Source organism: Nonomuraea sp. NPDC048901 (assembly GCF_040649695.1).
In the GTDB taxonomy this organism is placed as follows: domain Bacteria; phylum Actinomycetota; class Actinomycetes; order Streptosporangiales; family Streptosporangiaceae; genus Nonomuraea.
Genome location: NZ_JBEZFW010000007.1, coordinates 78,286 through 93,854, shown reverse-complemented (window position 1 = coordinate 93,854; position 15,569 = coordinate 78,286). Strand labels below are relative to the sequence as shown.

Sequence of the window (15,569 nt, the reverse complement as noted above, 5' to 3'; positions counted from 1 at the left end):
CGCCGTCACGGAAGCTGTTTGCGCATGGCCACGACCGTGCGGCCCTCGCGTTCCTTGCGGCCGGTCACGACGTAGCCGAGCGACTCGTACAGAGCGATGTTCCTGGCCATTTTGACGTTGGTATAGAGGCGCAGGGCAGGCAGGCCGAGCCGCCGCGCCTCCTGCTCGGCGAAGGCCAGCAGGCTCCGGCCGATGCCTTTGCCGTGGAGGCCGGGGCGTACCGCGACGTTGTCGACGTAGAGCACCCCGTTCTCGGGGATCAGCACGATGAGCCCGTCGAGATCGCCGTCTGTCACGTGTACCCGGCCCTCGGAGATGAGCTCGGCGTAGTCGGCCTCCATAGGGCGGGGCCGCGCGCCGATGACGGCCACCCACGGCTGGTAGGCCGCCTGTACGAGCTCCTCGACCGCACCCCTGTCCGTCTCTTTCGCGAGCCTCATGTCCTCCATCGTCGCAGCCTTGACACCACTCTAGATGTAGTACTACGGTTGAATCACTTCGACCTAAGTACTACAGATGGAGTGACCCGATTGCGAAAGCTCACCTACTACGTCGCGACGTCCATCGACGGCTACATCGCCGGCCCGAACGGCGAGTTCGACTTCTACCCCCTGTCCGATGACCTGGCCGCCTACGCCAACGAGGAGTTCCCCGAGACCGTCCCCACCCACATCCGGAAGCAGATCGGCTTCGACGCCCCCAACAAACGCTTCGACACCGTCCTCATGGGCCGGGGCACCTACGGGCCGGTCCTCGACGTCGGCGTGACCAGCCCCTATGCCCACCTGCGGCAATACGTCTTCTCCAGCACGATCCCGGAGATCGCCGACCCGGCGGTGGAGCTCGTCTCCGGCGACCCTCTCGCGCTGGTGCGCCGCCTGAAGGAGGAGGACGACGGGCTCGGCATCTGGCTCTGTGGCGGCGGCAAGCTGGCCGGCACGCTGCTGCCGGAGATCGACGAGCTGGTCGTCAAGGCGTACCCGGTGGTCGCGGGGTCGGGCATCCCCGCCTTCGACGGCGAGTTCCGCCCGACCCCGTTCAACCTGACCGCGACGCGCACGTTCGGCAACGGCGCGGTCCTCATGAGGTACGCGCGCTAGGAGTTCAGCGCGCTCATCAACTCCTCGCGGTACTCCTCCATGCCCATGGGGTTCCCGTAGTCCCGGGAATGGACGATCAAGCCCTCCCGCACCCGGACGACCATGATGTACGTCGAGACGACAGGCCGCCCCGAGGCGACGAGAGAGCCGTGGAGTTCGAACTCCACGATGACCACCTCGGGGTCCGCGGTCTCGTGGATCAGCACGTTGTCCGTCCGCTCCCAGCGCAGCACGCCTTTGGCGGCCTCGAACCTGGCCCGCAGCTCCTCACGTCCCTGCGTGCGCCGAGGGATGCCGGCCGGGGCGAACGGTATTTCGATCACGACGTCGGGGGCGTACAGGTCGGCCAGCCCGCCGTCCACGGACGCCCGCAGGAAGCGATCGACGACCTCTCGGGGGGTCGGGTATGTCGGTACGGACATGCGAACTCCTCGTTGTGCATAGAATCGGAACGGTCAACCCGCTTAGACGCTACGGAACGCACGTTCCGGTTGTCAATCCGGGCACCAGACCGGCACACGGGAGGCCACATGACGATCGCCGCTCGCGCGGACGCCCGGCACAACCGCGCCCGCGTGCTGGAGGCCGCCCAAGAGGCGTTCGCGGCGGAGGGGCTGTCAGTGCCACTCGACGTGATCGCCAGACGCGCGGGCGTCGGCGCGGGCACGGTCTACCGGCATTTCCCCAGCAAGGAGGCGCTGTTCGAGGCGGTGGTCCACGACCGGATCGAACGCCTGGCCGACGAGCTCACCGCCCTGCTGGCCACCGGCGAAGCGGAGACCGGGGAGGCGTTCTTCACCGCCTTCGCCTCGACCGTCGAGCAGGCCGGACTCAACAAGGCGCTCTGCGAATCCTTCGCCTCCGGCCTCAAGGCGGAGATGGCGCTGGAGGCCCGGCGACGCTACGGCACCGCCCTCGCCGCCCTGCTCGACCGGGCCCGCCAGGCCGGAGCCGTACGCCCGGACGCGCAGCTGACGGACGTCATGGCCCTAATGGCGGGATGCCTCACGATGGAGACGCACAGCACCACCCCGGGCAGGGCCACCGCCCTCGTCCTTGACGGCCTCCGCACCGGACGCTCCCCGCTGCCCACCGTAACGAAACATGTGACGAAACAGGAAGCCCGTAACGAAACCCTTGCGGAGCACGCCGCCCGCTGTGAGGAGTGCGGCACCATCATCCAGACGTCCCGCACCGGCCGCCCACCCCGCTTCTGCGGCGGCGCCTGCAGGCAGAAGGCCCACCGCCGCCGGACCACCGGCTGACGGGCGGCTTACCAGGCCAGAGCCTCGCCATCACGGAAGAATCCCCCGGTAGGCCCGCCATCCGGCAGATCCACCGCCCACAGCACGCTCCGCGCCCCCTCGTCGACCGGCCGCCCGCCGGGCCCGCCCATGTCGGTGGCCACCCACCCAGGGCAGACGGAGTTCACCAGGATCCGATCCTCGCGCAGCTCGGCGGCCAGCATCCTGGTCAGCGCGTTGAGCGCGGTCTTCGACACGGTGTAGGCCGGAGTGCCGCCGCCCATGACGGCCAGCGACCCGGCCTCGCTGGAGACGTTCACCACCCGCCCGTGATCGCCGGCCCGCAGCAACGGCAGCAGCGCCAACGTGACCCGCCAGGTCCCCAGCAGGTTCGTCTCCAGTGCCTCCCGCACGACGTCGAGGTCGGCGTTCTCGGCTCGCTGCCAGGTGTCGTAGTGGATGGCGGCGTTGTTGACCAGGACGTCTACCTTGTCGTACGGCAACTCCTCGACGAACCGGCGCACCGACACCGGATCACCGACATCCAATTGCCGCGGCTCCACGGTCCCGCGCAGTCCACTCGCCGCCTTCTCCGCCTTCCCCAGATCCCTGGCGGTCAGGATGACGGTGTCCCCGGCCAGCGCGAGCTGGCGAGAGACCTCCAATCCGATGCCCCGGTTGGCCCCGGTGACCAGGCAGACGCGATTCATTCGTACGACCCTACCCACGGGAACCGCTCCCTGAGCCTGACCTTGATCAGGCACAAGGGCGGGGTGCACACACCGCCCCCGTAATTGGACGCGGAACAAACCGTGATTCCCATGCTGTGATGACTCGCGTTTGTCACAGACACGGGGGTTTCACTCATGCAGCAGAAAGTCCGCTTACGCCTGACCATCCTCAGCACCGCCTGTGCGCTGCTGCCCTTTCTGGGCGCGGGGGCAGCCACGGCGCAGACCGCCACCGACGACCCGGCCGTGACCACGCGGGCCATCGACGACCCGGGCGGCAAGACGCCGGACAGGGACGCGACGGGGCCGCGGGGGGCGGTGCCGGGCGGGTTCGCCGACTGGAAGGCGCTGTTCTCGGAGCAGACTCGGCTGAACGGGGTGGCCGACCGCATCATCGAGTCGGCCGAGAACGCCGAGGGCTACGCGGGGATCGTCGTCGCACCGGAGAACCACGAGGTACGCCTGTACTGGCGGGGCGCGGTGCCGCCGGCCGTACAGACCACGATCGACCAGGGACGGCAGACGGCTCCGGTGGCCGTACTGCCGGCCGCCTACACCAACGCGCAACTCCTGCGGGAGGCCGAGAAGTGGGCCGAGGCCGGCCAGGCGAGCGGCGCGGCGCCGCAGCCGGACGGCAGCGGCATCCGGCTCTCGGTCACCGGGGAGGACGCCGACCCGCAGCAGTTGCAGCGGCCCAGCGGCACGAGCGCGCCGATCACGCTGGAGACAGGAGAGGAGTTCAGCCCGGCTTACAGCAGGCAGGACGACGTGCCGAGCTACTACGCGGGCGGCCGGACCTGGAACCAGCAGTCGGGGGCGGGCTGCAGCTCCGGCTTCGCGGTCGTCGACAAGTACGGCACCCCGGGGTTCCTCACCGCCGCTCACTGCGGCAATGTCGGGGACCAGTTCTACGACGGCGGAGGCATCAGCCCGGCGAACTACATGGGTCAGCTGTCCTGGCGCGTCGCCAAGCGAGACGCCGCGATCGTGCTCGCCGACGCGACCGCGAACGTCTTCGACGGCAGCAACACCGCCTCCACCAGCAACAAGGTGGTGGCGCTGTGGAAGGCGCACGTGGGCAACTTCGTCTGCAACTCCGGGGCCACTCTGGGCGAGAACTGCCTGATCAAGGTGACCGAGACCGGCTGGAGCGGCACCTACACCAACGGTCAGTACGTCAAGCACATGGTCCGCGCCAAAAGCGTCGTCGGCGGCTGCGCCGTCGCACACGGTGACAGCGGGGGCCCGATCTACTCCTACACCAACTGGTTCGACGAGGTCGCCGCACAGGGCATCACCTCGGCTGTCAGCAAGAAGGTGTACTGCGGCGCCGCGGACGGCGGATCCGTGATCGTATTCTCCCGCGTCTGGGACGTGGACCTGGAATTCGGCGCCCTGCTCCAGGTCTGGTAGTCCGTCAACCAGGCTGAGCTTCGCCGCCACAGCGCCCAGGACCATCCCAACGGGAGGCCCTGGGCGCTCCCGGCTGCCAGGACCCCGGGGCCGAATCTGGGCCTAGGCGGCCGCGGCGGCCCGGCATACCATGAGGCGGCTTCAGCGACGCAGCGATTCCAGCCCCCTGGCGACCCAGCGTGTCCCCGGGTGCGCGCGCCTGACGGCCCGTATGAAGGGGGTTAGGAAATTGAGCGTCTACGGCGGACTCGAGTACACCGAGGACCCCAACCTCACGAACCTGGTGTCCTTCCCGGGGAACGTGAACCCGGGCACGGCAGTCGCCCCGGCCAGGACGCTGACCATCGGCGGCGAGAACATCGGTGTCTACAGCATCGACCCCGCGAACCAGGCCTGGCTGGGCGCTCAGCGCAACAGCGACCACCAGGTCTGCAAGAGCGGGCGGGTCCGGCTCACCAACGACACCATCTCGGCCGAATGGGTCATCGAGGGCCACGAGCAGGACGGCCTGAACATCGACACGATGATGGCGAACATGAAGGCCGACATCGGCACGCTCATCAACCTGCGCCAGCAGATCAAGCAGGAGGTCGACCAGGCGACGGCCGCGACGAGCGCGGACAACATGATCATCCTCGCCCCGGGCGCGGCGGCCGACATGTACCCACCCGGGGCGCAAGGGCTCTTCTGGTACCGCAAGGCGCCCGCGACCGCCACCGGAACGGTGCAGATCACCGTGCAGTACACCAAGCCCACGACCATCACCCAGATCTGCCTGATCAACGCCGCCCGATGGCTGCCGGGCAAGAAGATCGATCCCGGCGACGACGTGGACGTGGTGACCGGCACGACGGGAATCACGTACAAGGCGAAGTACGACCTCACCGGAACCTCGAGCCACACCGCCGCCCTGGCCCTGCTGGCGGAGCTGACCAAGAGCGCCAAGGCGATCTCCAGCGAGGGCGGCTACCTGCTGACCAAGGATCAGGTCGGTCTCATCACCCTGATGATCGTGAACGACGCGATGGCGTCGGTGCAGAGCCGCCACGCGGACACCATCGGCCAGGCCGACGACAAGAACATGCAGCGCTTCTTCCCCAAGTCGCGCCGCGACGCCTACGTACTGGCCCTCGCCGCGCGGCCGCTCGCGGACCGGTACCTGAACCAGTTACGCACGAACATCGACGCCATCGCCGCCGCTTTGGGCGAACTGATCTGGAACCGCTGTGACGCGTTCGCCCTCGCGACCGGCAAGACCAAGAACGAGCTGTCCAGAGGGCCCGGTGACGCTCCGGCCAAGGCCGAGGCCATCGCCGAGACGGAGCGGCGGGCCGTCCAGGACAAGAAGATCCTGCCCATGGAGCTCGACGGGATCAAGAACGCCGTCCTGGGAGCGAACGGCTCGCTCCTGGCCACGTGGATCAAGAGGGCCGTACTCGCCTACACCGACTCCACCGCGCAGGCCACCGATCACTACGCGGCCGGCTCTGGGCACAGCCATGTGATCACGTCCCTGTCGCTCTCCGCACCGGTCGGGGTCACGTACGCCGCGATCTACGAACTGCGCCGCAACGAGATCCCCATGACCGCCGACCACCGGGACGAGGTTCTGGAGATCATGCGCAAGCTGTTCACCGCCTCCGTCTGACGGCTCAACGGCTGGGACGGATCAGCGGATCAGCAAACTTGTCGTCTTTCTCCATGGCGGTCCCGGTGGCGGGTTTCTGACACCGATCATGCCTCACCCGGGATCGCACGGGCATGTGAGAACGGGCCGGTCGGCTCGGGATTCCACCGAGACCGCCCGGCCCGCTTCGAGTTCGCGTCACCTCCCGGCCAGGGCCGGGTGTCACGCGGTATCCCTTGCCGGCGACCATGACGCGGTCACGGGTGATCAGGGTCACCGTGTTCCCGGCGGGTCCGGCGCTCGCCCGGGCGGCCGATAACGGTGTCGCGGCGGTCACCGCGAGCAGCAGTGCACCGGTCAGCGCCCTGGCGGCGATCATGACGTGCTCTTCTCGTCGGCGGCGCAGCCGTCCTTCCGGAGGATCGTGCGCATGAGCTCCTCGTCCATCGGCGTCTCGCTGACGACGAGGAAGGCCTTGCCGAGCTCGGACATCCCGCCACCGGTCACGTACATGGAGTCGGCCACGGATGTGCTGACCTCCGCGTCCTCGCCCCGCTGGCCGGGCTTTTTGATCGAGAAGTCGGTGATGGAAATACCGAGCGCGGCCAGGCTCCCCCGAACCTCGCCGACCCTGCGGTCGTAGAACGGCTTGCAGTGCAGGGGCTCGCCCCGATCGTGCAGGCCGGCGACTGCTTGGTACTCCTCCCCGGGACGGCCTTTACGGCCGAGCTTGATCTCGGCCTTGCCGGTGAAGTCCTTGGCGATGGTGAGCCCGATCGGGCAGCTACGCGAGAAATCGCACCCCTCCGGGCGGTCGATCGTCTTGATCTTGTCCGCGTAGGGGAACGGGCCACCGCTCCATCCCGGGGTGTCGGGGGAGATCTCGCCCACGAGGGAAGGGGAGACGGGCACGACCTTGAGTGAGATGTCGAGGCCCGAGTCGTTGAGCTGTGTCTCGTACACCTCGCTGTTGGCGTACAGGTCCTTGACCTCGATGAGGTAGTGATCACCTTCGTCCTTGATGTCCAGCGCGGCGGCGGGCGTGGCGCCAAGGACGACCGTGGCCGACCAGCCCGCGCCGGCGAGCGCCGCCGCGATCGGCAACGCGATCAACGGCCGCCACCTCGTGCGCCGGGCGCGCGGAGCGGGCTCGGCCATGTCCATGATCTGGGTCAGCATCTCCCGCGCGCCCGGTGTGAGGCCGGGGCCGGGGTCAGGGGCCAGGCGCTTGCGGGCGCGGTGCAGGCGCTGGCGCACCGCCACCCGCGAGCAGCCCAGCACCTTGGCGATCTCGGTGGGGCTGAGCTCTTCCCAGCCCACGAGTGACAGCAACTCCCTGTCGTCGTCCGACAGGCGCGCGAACGCCTCCCTGGCCCCTTCCGGGGCCTGGTCGAACGTCGTGCCGGCGTACGCTGAGAGCTCTTCGCGAAGGCGCAGTGTCAGGGCCGTACGGCGCAGGGTCCCGCGGCGCTGGTTGGCCAGGATCCGCCGGGCCGCGCCGTAGAGCCACAGCCTGACCTCGTCACCGGCCGGCAGGTCCGCCAGCCGCCGCCAGGCCGTGGTGAACGTCTCGGCGATCACATCGGCGCAGTCGTCCGGGTGGTCGGTACGCCGCCGGACATAGCCGGAGACGGCGGCGTAGTGCTCCGTGTAGATCTCTTCGAAGCGCCGCCGGGACTCCGCCGTGCCCACATCATCGTCCTTCTTCAGGAATGTCACATGCCGGTAGATGTCCGGCAACCTACGAGCGTGACAGCTCCACCGTCCGGAACGATCGCGACCCAGTGACGCGAAGGTCGCACCGGGGAAAAGGAAGAACTATGTCTCGCCATTTGGACATCAGGTAAGCGGCGCCTCCTTCACCTCCTGAACATGCTTTCTGACGAGTAGCTGAACCAGGAGCGGCGAGCGTGCGCGCCAGGCGGCGTCGGCGTGTATGTCTGATAGCCATGGGACAAAGAACGTTTTATCCGCCTATTGAGCCGTACGAGACCGGGATGCTTGATGTGGGCGACGGGAACGAGATCTATTGGGAGGTCAGCGGCAACCCCGACGGCAAACCTGTCGTCTTTCTCCATGGCGGTCCCGGTGGCGGGTCGTTACCGCCGCAGCGGCGGTTCTTCGATCCCGAGGCGTACCGCATCGTCCTGTTCGACCAGCGCAACTGCGGGCGCAGCCGACCGCACGCGGCCGACCCAGGGGTGTCGCTGGAGACCAACACGACCTGGCACCTCGTGGCGGACATAGAGCGGCTCAGGCGGCACCTCGGCATCGAACGCTGGCAGGTGTTCGGCGGGTCGTGGGGGTCGACGCTCGCGCTGGCCTACGCGCGGCGGCACCCGGAGCGGGTGAGCGAGCTGGTGCTGCGCGGCGTCTACCTGGCGAGCAAGGCCGATGACGCGTGGGCGTTCACCGGCACCGGGTCGGCCCGGCTGTTCCCGCGGGAGTGGGCGGCCTTCCGCGGTTTCATCCCGGAGGCGGAGCGGGACGACCTGGTCGCCGCCTACCATCGCCGGTTGTCCGACCAGGACCCGGAGGTGCACGTACCGGCCGCGCGGGCCTGGGCGGCCTGGGAGCTGTCGGCGAACACCCTGCTCCCCGCCCCACCGCCACCTCTGGACGACCGGGAGCTGGTGGGCTTCTCCCGCATCGAGGCGCACTACTTCAGCCAAGGGTGTTTCCTGCGGGAGGGCGAGCTGCTCGACGTGGCCGCGATCCGGCACATCCCGTGCGTGATCGTGAACGGCCGCTATGACATGAAGACGCCGCCGGACGCGGCGTTGGACCTGCATCTGGCCTGGCCGGAGGCGGAGCTGCGAATCGTCGAGGACGCCGGGCACGCGGGCGCCGAGCCCGGCACGCTGCACGAGCTCATCGCGGCCACGGACGGCTACCGCTCCGCCTCCCTCGGTTAAGCACCCACCGCCGGGCGGGAGCCTGCCCGGCGGCGGGCCAGCTACACGGGTCAGCTACCGGCCGGCGGGTATGCCTCGGGGTGCTTCTTGGGGTCGGGCATCTTGTCCCAGGACGGGTCGTCGATGACCTTGCACGGCTTGACCGGACCGGTGATGAGATAGCCGCTGAACCCCCACAGGGCTCTGGGCTTCTCCGGGCCCGAGGTCTGGTCCGCGTTCTCGACGAACTCCATGACGGCCGTCTGCCCCGTCTTGATGTACTGCGGACTGATCCGGACCTCACCACGGCCCAACTTGAACGTCTTGCTGTTCACCGAGTTCTCGATCGCGTCCTTGACCCTCTTCTGGACCGCGGGATCCTTACTGGTGATCTCCTCCTTGGAGAACGAGGGGCCGAAGTCGGCGTCGCCACGGCCGGGGGCGCATCGGGTGCCGGGCTTGACGTAGGAGACATCGGCGGTCACGCCGGCTGTCGCCAGGTCCTTCTCCACCTGATCTGGGTTTCTGAACTCGGTGATCTTCAGGGTGACCGAGCCGTCGCCGTTCTTCGTGACCGCGTAGGCCGGGGTCTCCGACCCGGTCAGAAACGGCACCGCGACGGCCGCCGCGGCCGCCATCGCGGCCACCGCCGCTCCGGCGAGCAGACGCCGCCTGACGACCACACGTCTAGCCGTGTTCCGGGCGGCGATTTCGGTTTTGAGCTCCATCAGCAGCTGCTCCTTGAATCTCATCGCATTCCTTCCATGACGAAGGGCGCCATCTCCGGCACATTTCTGAGCGCGTGGCGGGCGCGGTGCAGCCTGGCCCTGGCGGCCCCCTGCCGGATGCCCAGAGCGGTGGCCGCCTCGCCGATCGTGAGCTGGTCGATGACGACCAGTTCGAGCATCGCGCGATCACCGTCCGGTAATCCGGCCATGGCCTGGAAGGCCCGCCTGGCCACGCTTTCCGCGTCGATCCGCTCTTCCAACTCGGCGAGGTCGTCGGAGTCGAGCAGCCTTCGCCCGCCCAGGCGATCGGCCAGCCTCGTCTCCTTGAACGCCCGCCGCCGCTCGGCCGACAGAGTGTTGCGAGCCACGCCGTACAACCACGCGATCTCGCTGCCGAGCCCGGGCCGGTAGGTGTGAGCGGAGTCGAGCACCGCGACGAAAACCTCGGCCACCAGATCGGCGACCGTGTGCGGATCATCGACCCGGCGAGCCAGGAAGCGCGCGATCGCGTCAACGTGGCGCCGGTAGAAGGCTTCGAAAGCCTCCGGGTCTGTGGCGATGTCCGACTGTTTGCGACGCACCGGCCATGCTCCCTTCGTCGATTACACCCCTTCTTGGTCAGCTGCCGAAAAAGCGTTATGAGAGTGAACAGATGATGCCGATGTTCCCGGCCGCATCGGTCTCGCGGGCCGGGAACATCGGCATCATGGGCCCGCCGTCAACGCGGCTGGCTATTGCGGATGATCAGCTCTTGGTGCTGATCAGCTCTTGGTGCGTTGGGCGAGCCCGGCGGCCTCGTACCGGTCGATCGCCGAGCCCAGTTGGGCCAGCTTCTCGGTGTAGGCGACCGGGTAGACACCGGGCTCGGTCGCCGGCCGGTTGGCGTCCACGTACTGGGTGCCGAGGTTGGTGAAGGCCACGACGACGTAGTGGCGGCCGGCCTTGCCCGGCAGGGACCGTACGATGCCCGCGTCAGCTCCCGAGTTGCCGACCCAGCCGGTCTTGTGCGCGAAGGTGACCTGCGCCTGCTTGTTGCACGGCCGGACGTCCTTGCCGAACTTGTTGCCCTCGACCGTCACCGTGCCGTCGGCGGCCACCCACCGCGAAGCCACCCGCTGCGGGATGCCCGCGGCCGGGTACGCGCTGCCGCACCGGTTGGTGGTGGAGAGCATGTCGTTGAAGCCCTGCTCGCCGAGCAGCTTCTTGAAGACCTGGCGGGAGGTGGGGCTCAGCACCGCGCCGGTGACCGGTGAACCGTTGGGGGCGGTCCACGCCGTGCCCTGTACGCCATCGACCAGCGCGAGCAGCTTGGCCGTGTCCAACGAGTTCATCGTGACCGGGTTGGACCAGCGCCCGCCGTTGGCCGGGTTGGTGTTCTTCAGCTGCATGGTCTCCAGGCCCAGGTCCTGGAAGGTCTGGTTGAGCTCGTCCACCGCGCCCTTGTCGTGCAGCAGCTTCACCAACGCACAGGACGCGGCGTTGGAGGAAGAGGTGATCGAGGCGTCCATGTAGGCGCTGATGGTGTTGCTCGACGGTCCACCGCACAGTGAGCTGACCGTGGTCGGCTGGTAGTCGTAGGTGTCGTCAAGCTTGATCACGCCCTTGTCCACCAGGCGCAGCACCCCGAAGTTGACCATCAGTTTCAGGACGGAGGCCGGGTAGGGGAGCATGAAGTCGATGGGCGCGTTCTCCCGGCCCGGCACGATGTCGATGGTGCCCTTGCCCTGGTTGGCGTACCATCCGGCGTCGTCCCACTGCCGCCAGCGCACCTGATCAGTGTGGAAGTTCCGGTCCACCGGCACGACGATCCCGTTCGGATACTGCGGGCTCATCAGGACCGTGCCGGACGACACCGGCCGGCCCCGCCGGTCCAGCTCCAGTACGGTCACGTCGAGTTGCGGCTGCTGGACGATGGGTTTGGGGTCGGCCGCATTGCCGAACAACCGGGCGTAGTCGGCGGCCGTCTTCGCGTCCTTGTCGACGCCATTGGAAAGCGTCCGAGCCTGCGGGGATGCCGGCGGCGCCAGGTCGAGGACCTGCTCGAAGCGCAGACCGTTCATGGTGTCCCGCAGGAAGGCGGCGACGCCGCCGCCATCGGTGGTGGCCTGGGCCGGCGGCGTCACGGCGGCTAACAGCACCGAGGCAGTGGACAGTGCGACCACGGCACGACTCGTTCTGGTTCGGAAAATAGACACGATCTGTAATTCTCCTTGGCAGACGTTTCCCGATGAGGGAGTTCAGGTCTGTGTGGGCTGGTGACGCGGACTTCGAACGCGGCGAGGAATCGGCCCGGTTCATGGAAAGGACACCCAAAGGGGCAGCCGTCACCCTGCAGCCCCCGTTGCAGGTTCGTGACCTTAACACAGTCTGGATCTTGATTCCGGACTTCCGGTGCCTTCCCTCAGATCTCCTGCGGGATATCGATACGAATCAGATCGGTGATCGCGGGCGGCTTCCCGGGAAAAGCGCCGGTAAGCACGCACGATCAGCGGTGGGCGTGAATCAGCCGCTTGCTCATTGGACCAGGCGAGCAAGGCGGCTCCCCGGCCCGACCCACTCAGCGGCATCGACGGTTTCCGATGGCACCGGGAAAACGTCACCGAGCAGCGACCGGGCCAAGGCGAGGGGCCGCCCGATATCCGCCCCCGGACGCTTCGCGGCCATTCCCAAGATCACGCGCATGAGAGCCCCCAACAGAATGATCTTAGCTGCGCTTTGATCTCTGGCGAGAGGCCCCCTGGTGGCGCGAGCGAAGCCGCGTCGACGGGCGTCTGCCGGGCCGTGCCTCCGATCGACCCAAGGCGGCCGCGGCCATGCTTGAGCTCATGCGTACCTCTCCATCGCCTGGATCCTCGTCAGTAATTGCCGCGAAGCAGCCTTCGAGTTCACGCCGTGGCAGCGCGCGAGGATGGGGTGGAGGGTGCCGACGACGGCACCGCGACCGGACCCTTCCTGGCCGACGAGCTGTCGTTCATGTTCGCCCGGCCCCACGACCGGCCACCGCACTCGCACTACCTGATCGGCCTCGGCGAGCAGCGCGAGAGCGTGGTCGATCCGCACGTTCTGAACGACCCGACCGGCGTGTTCGTGGCCCAGCTCGGCGCCCCGTCGGCGGAGAAGATGGGGGCGGGCGACCGGATCATCCTCCTGGACGTGGCAACCGGCTCACAGGCCACCACCGAGCCGTCGCCGGACGGAGGTTGGCTGGTACGCCAGCACGGGCCGTTGAAGCTGTGGGATGGCGTCGAAGAGGCGGTCTCGACCTGGGAAGCGGCGGGGAAGCCGCCGCGGTCGGGGTACGGCCTCACGGTCACCGGGCAGGGGCAGAAGGTGTGGCTCGGCGATCCTGACGGCCCCTCGTGGAACCTGCCTGCTTGAACGGGGCCCATTCGGGTTCGCGCAACCAGTCCAAGGTAACTCTCGGTAATCACATTCGGTCAACGACGCTCTCACCGGAACATTTGTACAAGCTACCGGCGCGCACCAGGGACGACAGTGGGGCCGTGATTATCTCCCTGGGGCTTGATGACCCCGTTGTTTCGCCGACGCCGACCTGCGGTTTCCGCACCGGCAGGCTGATGTGAGCAGCCCGGCACGGCGCCGGCGGCGCCTCTTGATCGCCTCGGCTGTCCTCTTCGTCGTCGTCGGGTTGCTCCTCGTGAACGCGGAGGTGGTGACGCGGCAGAGCGCCGAGGCCAGTGGGGATCCGACCCTGCCCCTCAACGGCGGGAACATCTACGTGCGCCAGGACGGCCCCGCTGATGCCCCGGCACTCGTACTGATCCACGGGCTCGCCGCGTCGACCCGCTCGTGGGACGCGCTCGTTCCGCTGCTGACCAAGTCCCATCGCGTCATCCGGATCGACCTGCTCGGGCACGGCCGGTCGGCCAAGCCGGCCGGCGGTGGCTACGGGATGCCGGAGCAGGGACTCCGGGTCGGTGAGGCAATGGACCGGCTCGGGGTCAAGCACGCCACAGTGGTCGGCCATTCCACCGGTGGCGCGGTCGCCACCGCTCTCGCTGAGCAACGCCCCGACCTGGTGACCTCGCTCGTTCTCATCGACACCGCGCCCCGTTTGGCCGCCGCCGTCTCAGCCGGCGGCGTCGGCGGGCTCTTGTACACCCCCGTCATCGGCCAACTGCTGTGGCGGCTTCGGACCGACAGCCTGATCCGCAACGCCGCGAGCACCGCGTTCAGCCGCCGCGGCTACGAGGTCCCGCAGGCGGTCGTGGACGACGCGCGCGGCATGACCTACCACGCCCTCATCGCGACAACGCAGACCGGCGATGACTATGTGAATCAGCGCGCACTCCCCGATCGGCTGATTCCCCTCGGCAAGCCACTGCTGGTGATCTTTGGTAAGGAAGATCGGAGATGGCGATCCTCCTCCGCCGCCGAATACAGCGCCGTTCCGGGCGCGAAAGTCGAGTTGCTGGCCGGTGTTGGGCACTCGCCCATCATGGAGGATCCGCAGCGGACCGCCGCGCTTCTTCTGGCCTTCACCGCGAGCCACACCCCCCAGGCGCACTGAACGAGATGATGCGCCCATGGCGGGCCCCGCCTGCGGTGCGGGTGGAGCCGTATGTGTATACCCGACAACCTTCGCCGAGGCTAAGGAGATCGCGATGCCCCACACCAGTTCAGGCATTTACTGGGAGGAACACGGCCAGGGCCCTCTGACCCTTGTCATGCTGCCAGGATTCGGCGCCTCGGCTGATCTCATGACCGGAATCGCGCGACACCTGAGCGGGTTCCGCGTCTTGATCTTCGACCTGCCCGGACATGGTCAGTCCGTACGCGCGCCGGCGGACGGGAGACTGTCCACACTGGCCGCGACCCTGCACGAAGCGATCAACGAGGCGATCAACGACGCGGGCGCCGACGCCTACTGCCTGGTCGGCTATTCCCTTGGCAGTGCGATCGCGGTGCGTATCGCGCTCGACTACCCGGATGATGTGCGTGCGCTGGTTGGCGTTGTTCCGTGGAACGCCGCGGGGACGACTGCCGGGGACGAGGTGATCGCCGGCTTCGATGCCGCCTACGGCAACGTCGAGGCCCTCACCCAAGCAGTGGCGGCAATCTCCTTGGACCCGTCGAAGACCTCGAGTCTGACGAGCAGCATGCTGACCGTCACCGAACAGATGTGGCACGGCTGGCTGGCCGGCGGTGCGCTGACGAGCCAGGCCGACGAGCTGTCTGAGATACGCATACCGACCTGCTACATACTCGGCGGAAAGGACGTCGTCGTAGATCAAGCCAAGCAGCTTGACGACGTACGGCGCATCCCCGGCAGCCGTGCGGTCCTGCTGAGCGAGCTTGGACATCTGTGTGGTCTCGAGATGCCCGACGTCGTCGCGAACGAGATCTCGTACTTCCTGGAGACGGAAATCTAGAACTGCTGCCGGCCATCGGTCGAGAAGAGGATCAGTGTGGTCCAGCCGGGCGCCGAGCCGCCCTGAATTCTCAGGTCTTCTTCGCACCGGCCCGTGCCCTGCTGCGCGCCGCCGCTGCCACGGGGCCCACCGGTGAGGATCTCCCGTAGCGACGGCGGCAGCAGCCTGCCCTGGTCGAAGGCTCGCTGGAAGGTACTGACGTCCTTCGTGGTCGAGACGATGCCGCCGGCGCCCCTGCCTCAGCTGGCATTGAAGCGGTGTACGTCGCGCAGGGTGCCGTTGGAGCCGGGGTAGTAGCGGGAGTCCGCCGGGATCGGGCCGCCTTCGCCGTTGAGCGGCCGCGACCCAGCGGTGCCACTGCCCGCGAACTTGCCGTCCACGTACGCGCCCACGACGGCGTCCCGGCCAGGTTCCGCCATGGTCACGCTGGTGCTCGCTG

General features: G+C 68.0%; 17 protein-coding genes. 8 read left to right on the top strand and 9 right to left on the bottom strand.

Annotated elements, in window-relative coordinates; genetic code table 11:
• Positions 1–5 precede the first annotated feature (5 nt).
• A complete protein-coding gene (locus AB0C30_RS25075; protein WP_357948332.1) occupies positions 6–440 on the bottom strand; it encodes a GNAT family N-acetyltransferase in 435 nt (144 codons plus the stop codon).
• Between the two features lie 90 nt (positions 441–530).
• On the opposite strand from AB0C30_RS25075, the gene AB0C30_RS25070 reads away from it, so the two are divergent.
• A complete protein-coding gene (locus AB0C30_RS25070) occupies positions 531–1,100 on the top strand; it encodes a dihydrofolate reductase family protein (protein ID WP_357949471.1) in 570 nt (189 codons plus the stop codon).
• Here AB0C30_RS25070 and AB0C30_RS25065 read toward each other — a convergent pair.
• On the bottom strand, positions 1,097–1,522 hold the full coding sequence (locus AB0C30_RS25065) for a nuclear transport factor 2 family protein (protein WP_357948330.1): 426 nt from the start codon (positions 1,520–1,522) through the stop codon (positions 1,097–1,099). The two genes, AB0C30_RS25070 and AB0C30_RS25065, sit on opposite strands and share 4 nt — an antisense overlap.
• Before the next feature lie 108 nt (positions 1,523–1,630).
• Here AB0C30_RS25065 and AB0C30_RS25060 point away from each other — a divergent pair, with 108 nt between their 5' ends.
• Complete coding sequence (locus tag AB0C30_RS25060) at positions 1,631–2,365, top strand: TetR/AcrR family transcriptional regulator (RefSeq protein ID WP_357948328.1); 735 nt, start codon at positions 1,631–1,633, stop codon at positions 2,363–2,365.
• 8 nt (positions 2,366–2,373) lie between these two features.
• On the opposite strand, the gene AB0C30_RS25055 is transcribed toward AB0C30_RS25060, so the two are convergent.
• Positions 2,374–3,054 (bottom strand): SDR family oxidoreductase, encoded by a 681-nt coding sequence (locus AB0C30_RS25055; RefSeq protein ID WP_357948325.1) that lies wholly within the window; start codon positions 3,052–3,054, stop codon positions 2,374–2,376.
• Positions 3,055–3,210: 156 nt separating this feature from the next.
• On the opposite strand from AB0C30_RS25055, the gene AB0C30_RS25050 reads away from it, so the two are divergent.
• Both AB0C30_RS25050 and AB0C30_RS25045 read left to right on the top strand, forming a co-directional pair.
• Positions 3,211–4,488, top strand: a complete 1,278-nt coding sequence (locus tag AB0C30_RS25050; RefSeq protein ID WP_357948323.1) for a S1 family peptidase — start codon at positions 3,211–3,213, stop codon at positions 4,486–4,488.
• Between the two features lie 229 nt (positions 4,489–4,717).
• On the top strand, positions 4,718–6,136 hold the full coding sequence (locus tag AB0C30_RS25045) for a hypothetical protein (protein WP_357948320.1): 1,419 nt from the start codon (positions 4,718–4,720) through the stop codon (positions 6,134–6,136).
• Positions 6,137–6,140: 4 nt separating this feature from the next.
• Here AB0C30_RS25045 and AB0C30_RS25040 read toward each other — a convergent pair whose 3' ends face one another.
• Positions 6,141–6,494 carry a hypothetical protein gene (locus tag AB0C30_RS25040; RefSeq protein ID WP_357948318.1) on the bottom strand — a complete coding sequence of 118 codons (354 nt, stop codon included), beginning with the start codon at positions 6,492–6,494 and terminating at the stop codon, positions 6,141–6,143.
• Positions 6,491–7,855, bottom strand: coding sequence for an RNA polymerase sigma factor (locus AB0C30_RS25035; protein ID WP_357948316.1), 1,365 nt, complete (start codon positions 7,853–7,855; stop codon positions 6,491–6,493). The genes AB0C30_RS25040 and AB0C30_RS25035 overlap by 4 nt, the downstream gene beginning before the upstream one ends.
• Positions 7,856–8,064: 209 nt before the next feature.
• On the opposite strand from AB0C30_RS25035, the gene pip reads away from it, so the two are divergent.
• Entirely contained in the window at positions 8,065–9,030 is a 966-nt protein-coding gene (pip, locus tag AB0C30_RS25030) for a prolyl aminopeptidase (protein ID WP_357948314.1), read from the top strand.
• A 50-nt stretch (positions 9,031–9,080) separates the two neighbouring features.
• Here pip and AB0C30_RS25025 read toward each other — a convergent pair whose 3' ends face one another.
• The 3 genes from AB0C30_RS25025 to AB0C30_RS25015 form a co-directional block, all read right to left on the bottom strand.
• Positions 9,081–9,761, bottom strand: coding sequence for a hypothetical protein (locus AB0C30_RS25025; protein ID WP_357948311.1), 681 nt, complete (start codon positions 9,759–9,761; stop codon positions 9,081–9,083).
• Complete coding sequence (locus AB0C30_RS25020; RefSeq protein WP_357948309.1) at positions 9,758–10,318, bottom strand: sigma-70 family RNA polymerase sigma factor; 561 nt, start codon at positions 10,316–10,318, stop codon at positions 9,758–9,760. Before AB0C30_RS25020 ends, AB0C30_RS25025 begins: the two co-directional genes overlap by 4 nt.
• Before the next feature lie 180 nt (positions 10,319–10,498).
• Complete coding sequence (locus AB0C30_RS25015; RefSeq protein WP_357948307.1) at positions 10,499–11,932, bottom strand: serine hydrolase; 1,434 nt, start codon at positions 11,930–11,932, stop codon at positions 10,499–10,501.
• Between the two features lie 697 nt (positions 11,933–12,629).
• Between AB0C30_RS25015 and AB0C30_RS25010 the strand changes: the two genes are divergently transcribed.
• From AB0C30_RS25010 to AB0C30_RS25000, 3 genes are all read left to right on the top strand, one after another.
• Positions 12,630–13,115 (top strand): hypothetical protein, encoded by a 486-nt coding sequence (locus tag AB0C30_RS25010; RefSeq protein ID WP_357948305.1) that lies wholly within the window; start codon positions 12,630–12,632, stop codon positions 13,113–13,115.
• Positions 13,116–13,317: 202 nt separating this feature from the next.
• Positions 13,318–14,268 carry an alpha/beta fold hydrolase gene (locus AB0C30_RS25005; protein ID WP_357948302.1) on the top strand — a complete coding sequence of 317 codons (951 nt, stop codon included), beginning with the start codon at positions 13,318–13,320 and terminating at the stop codon, positions 14,266–14,268.
• A 94-nt stretch (positions 14,269–14,362) separates the two neighbouring features.
• Positions 14,363–15,130 carry an alpha/beta fold hydrolase gene (locus AB0C30_RS25000; RefSeq protein ID WP_357948299.1) on the top strand — a complete coding sequence of 256 codons (768 nt, stop codon included), beginning with the start codon at positions 14,363–14,365 and terminating at the stop codon, positions 15,128–15,130.
• Between the two features lie 239 nt (positions 15,131–15,369).
• Here the strand turns inward: AB0C30_RS25000 and AB0C30_RS24995 are convergent, their stop codons facing one another.
• A complete protein-coding gene (locus tag AB0C30_RS24995; RefSeq protein WP_357948297.1) occupies positions 15,370–15,549 on the bottom strand; it encodes a hypothetical protein in 180 nt (59 codons plus the stop codon).
• Between the last annotated feature and the right edge of the window lie 20 nt (positions 15,550–15,569).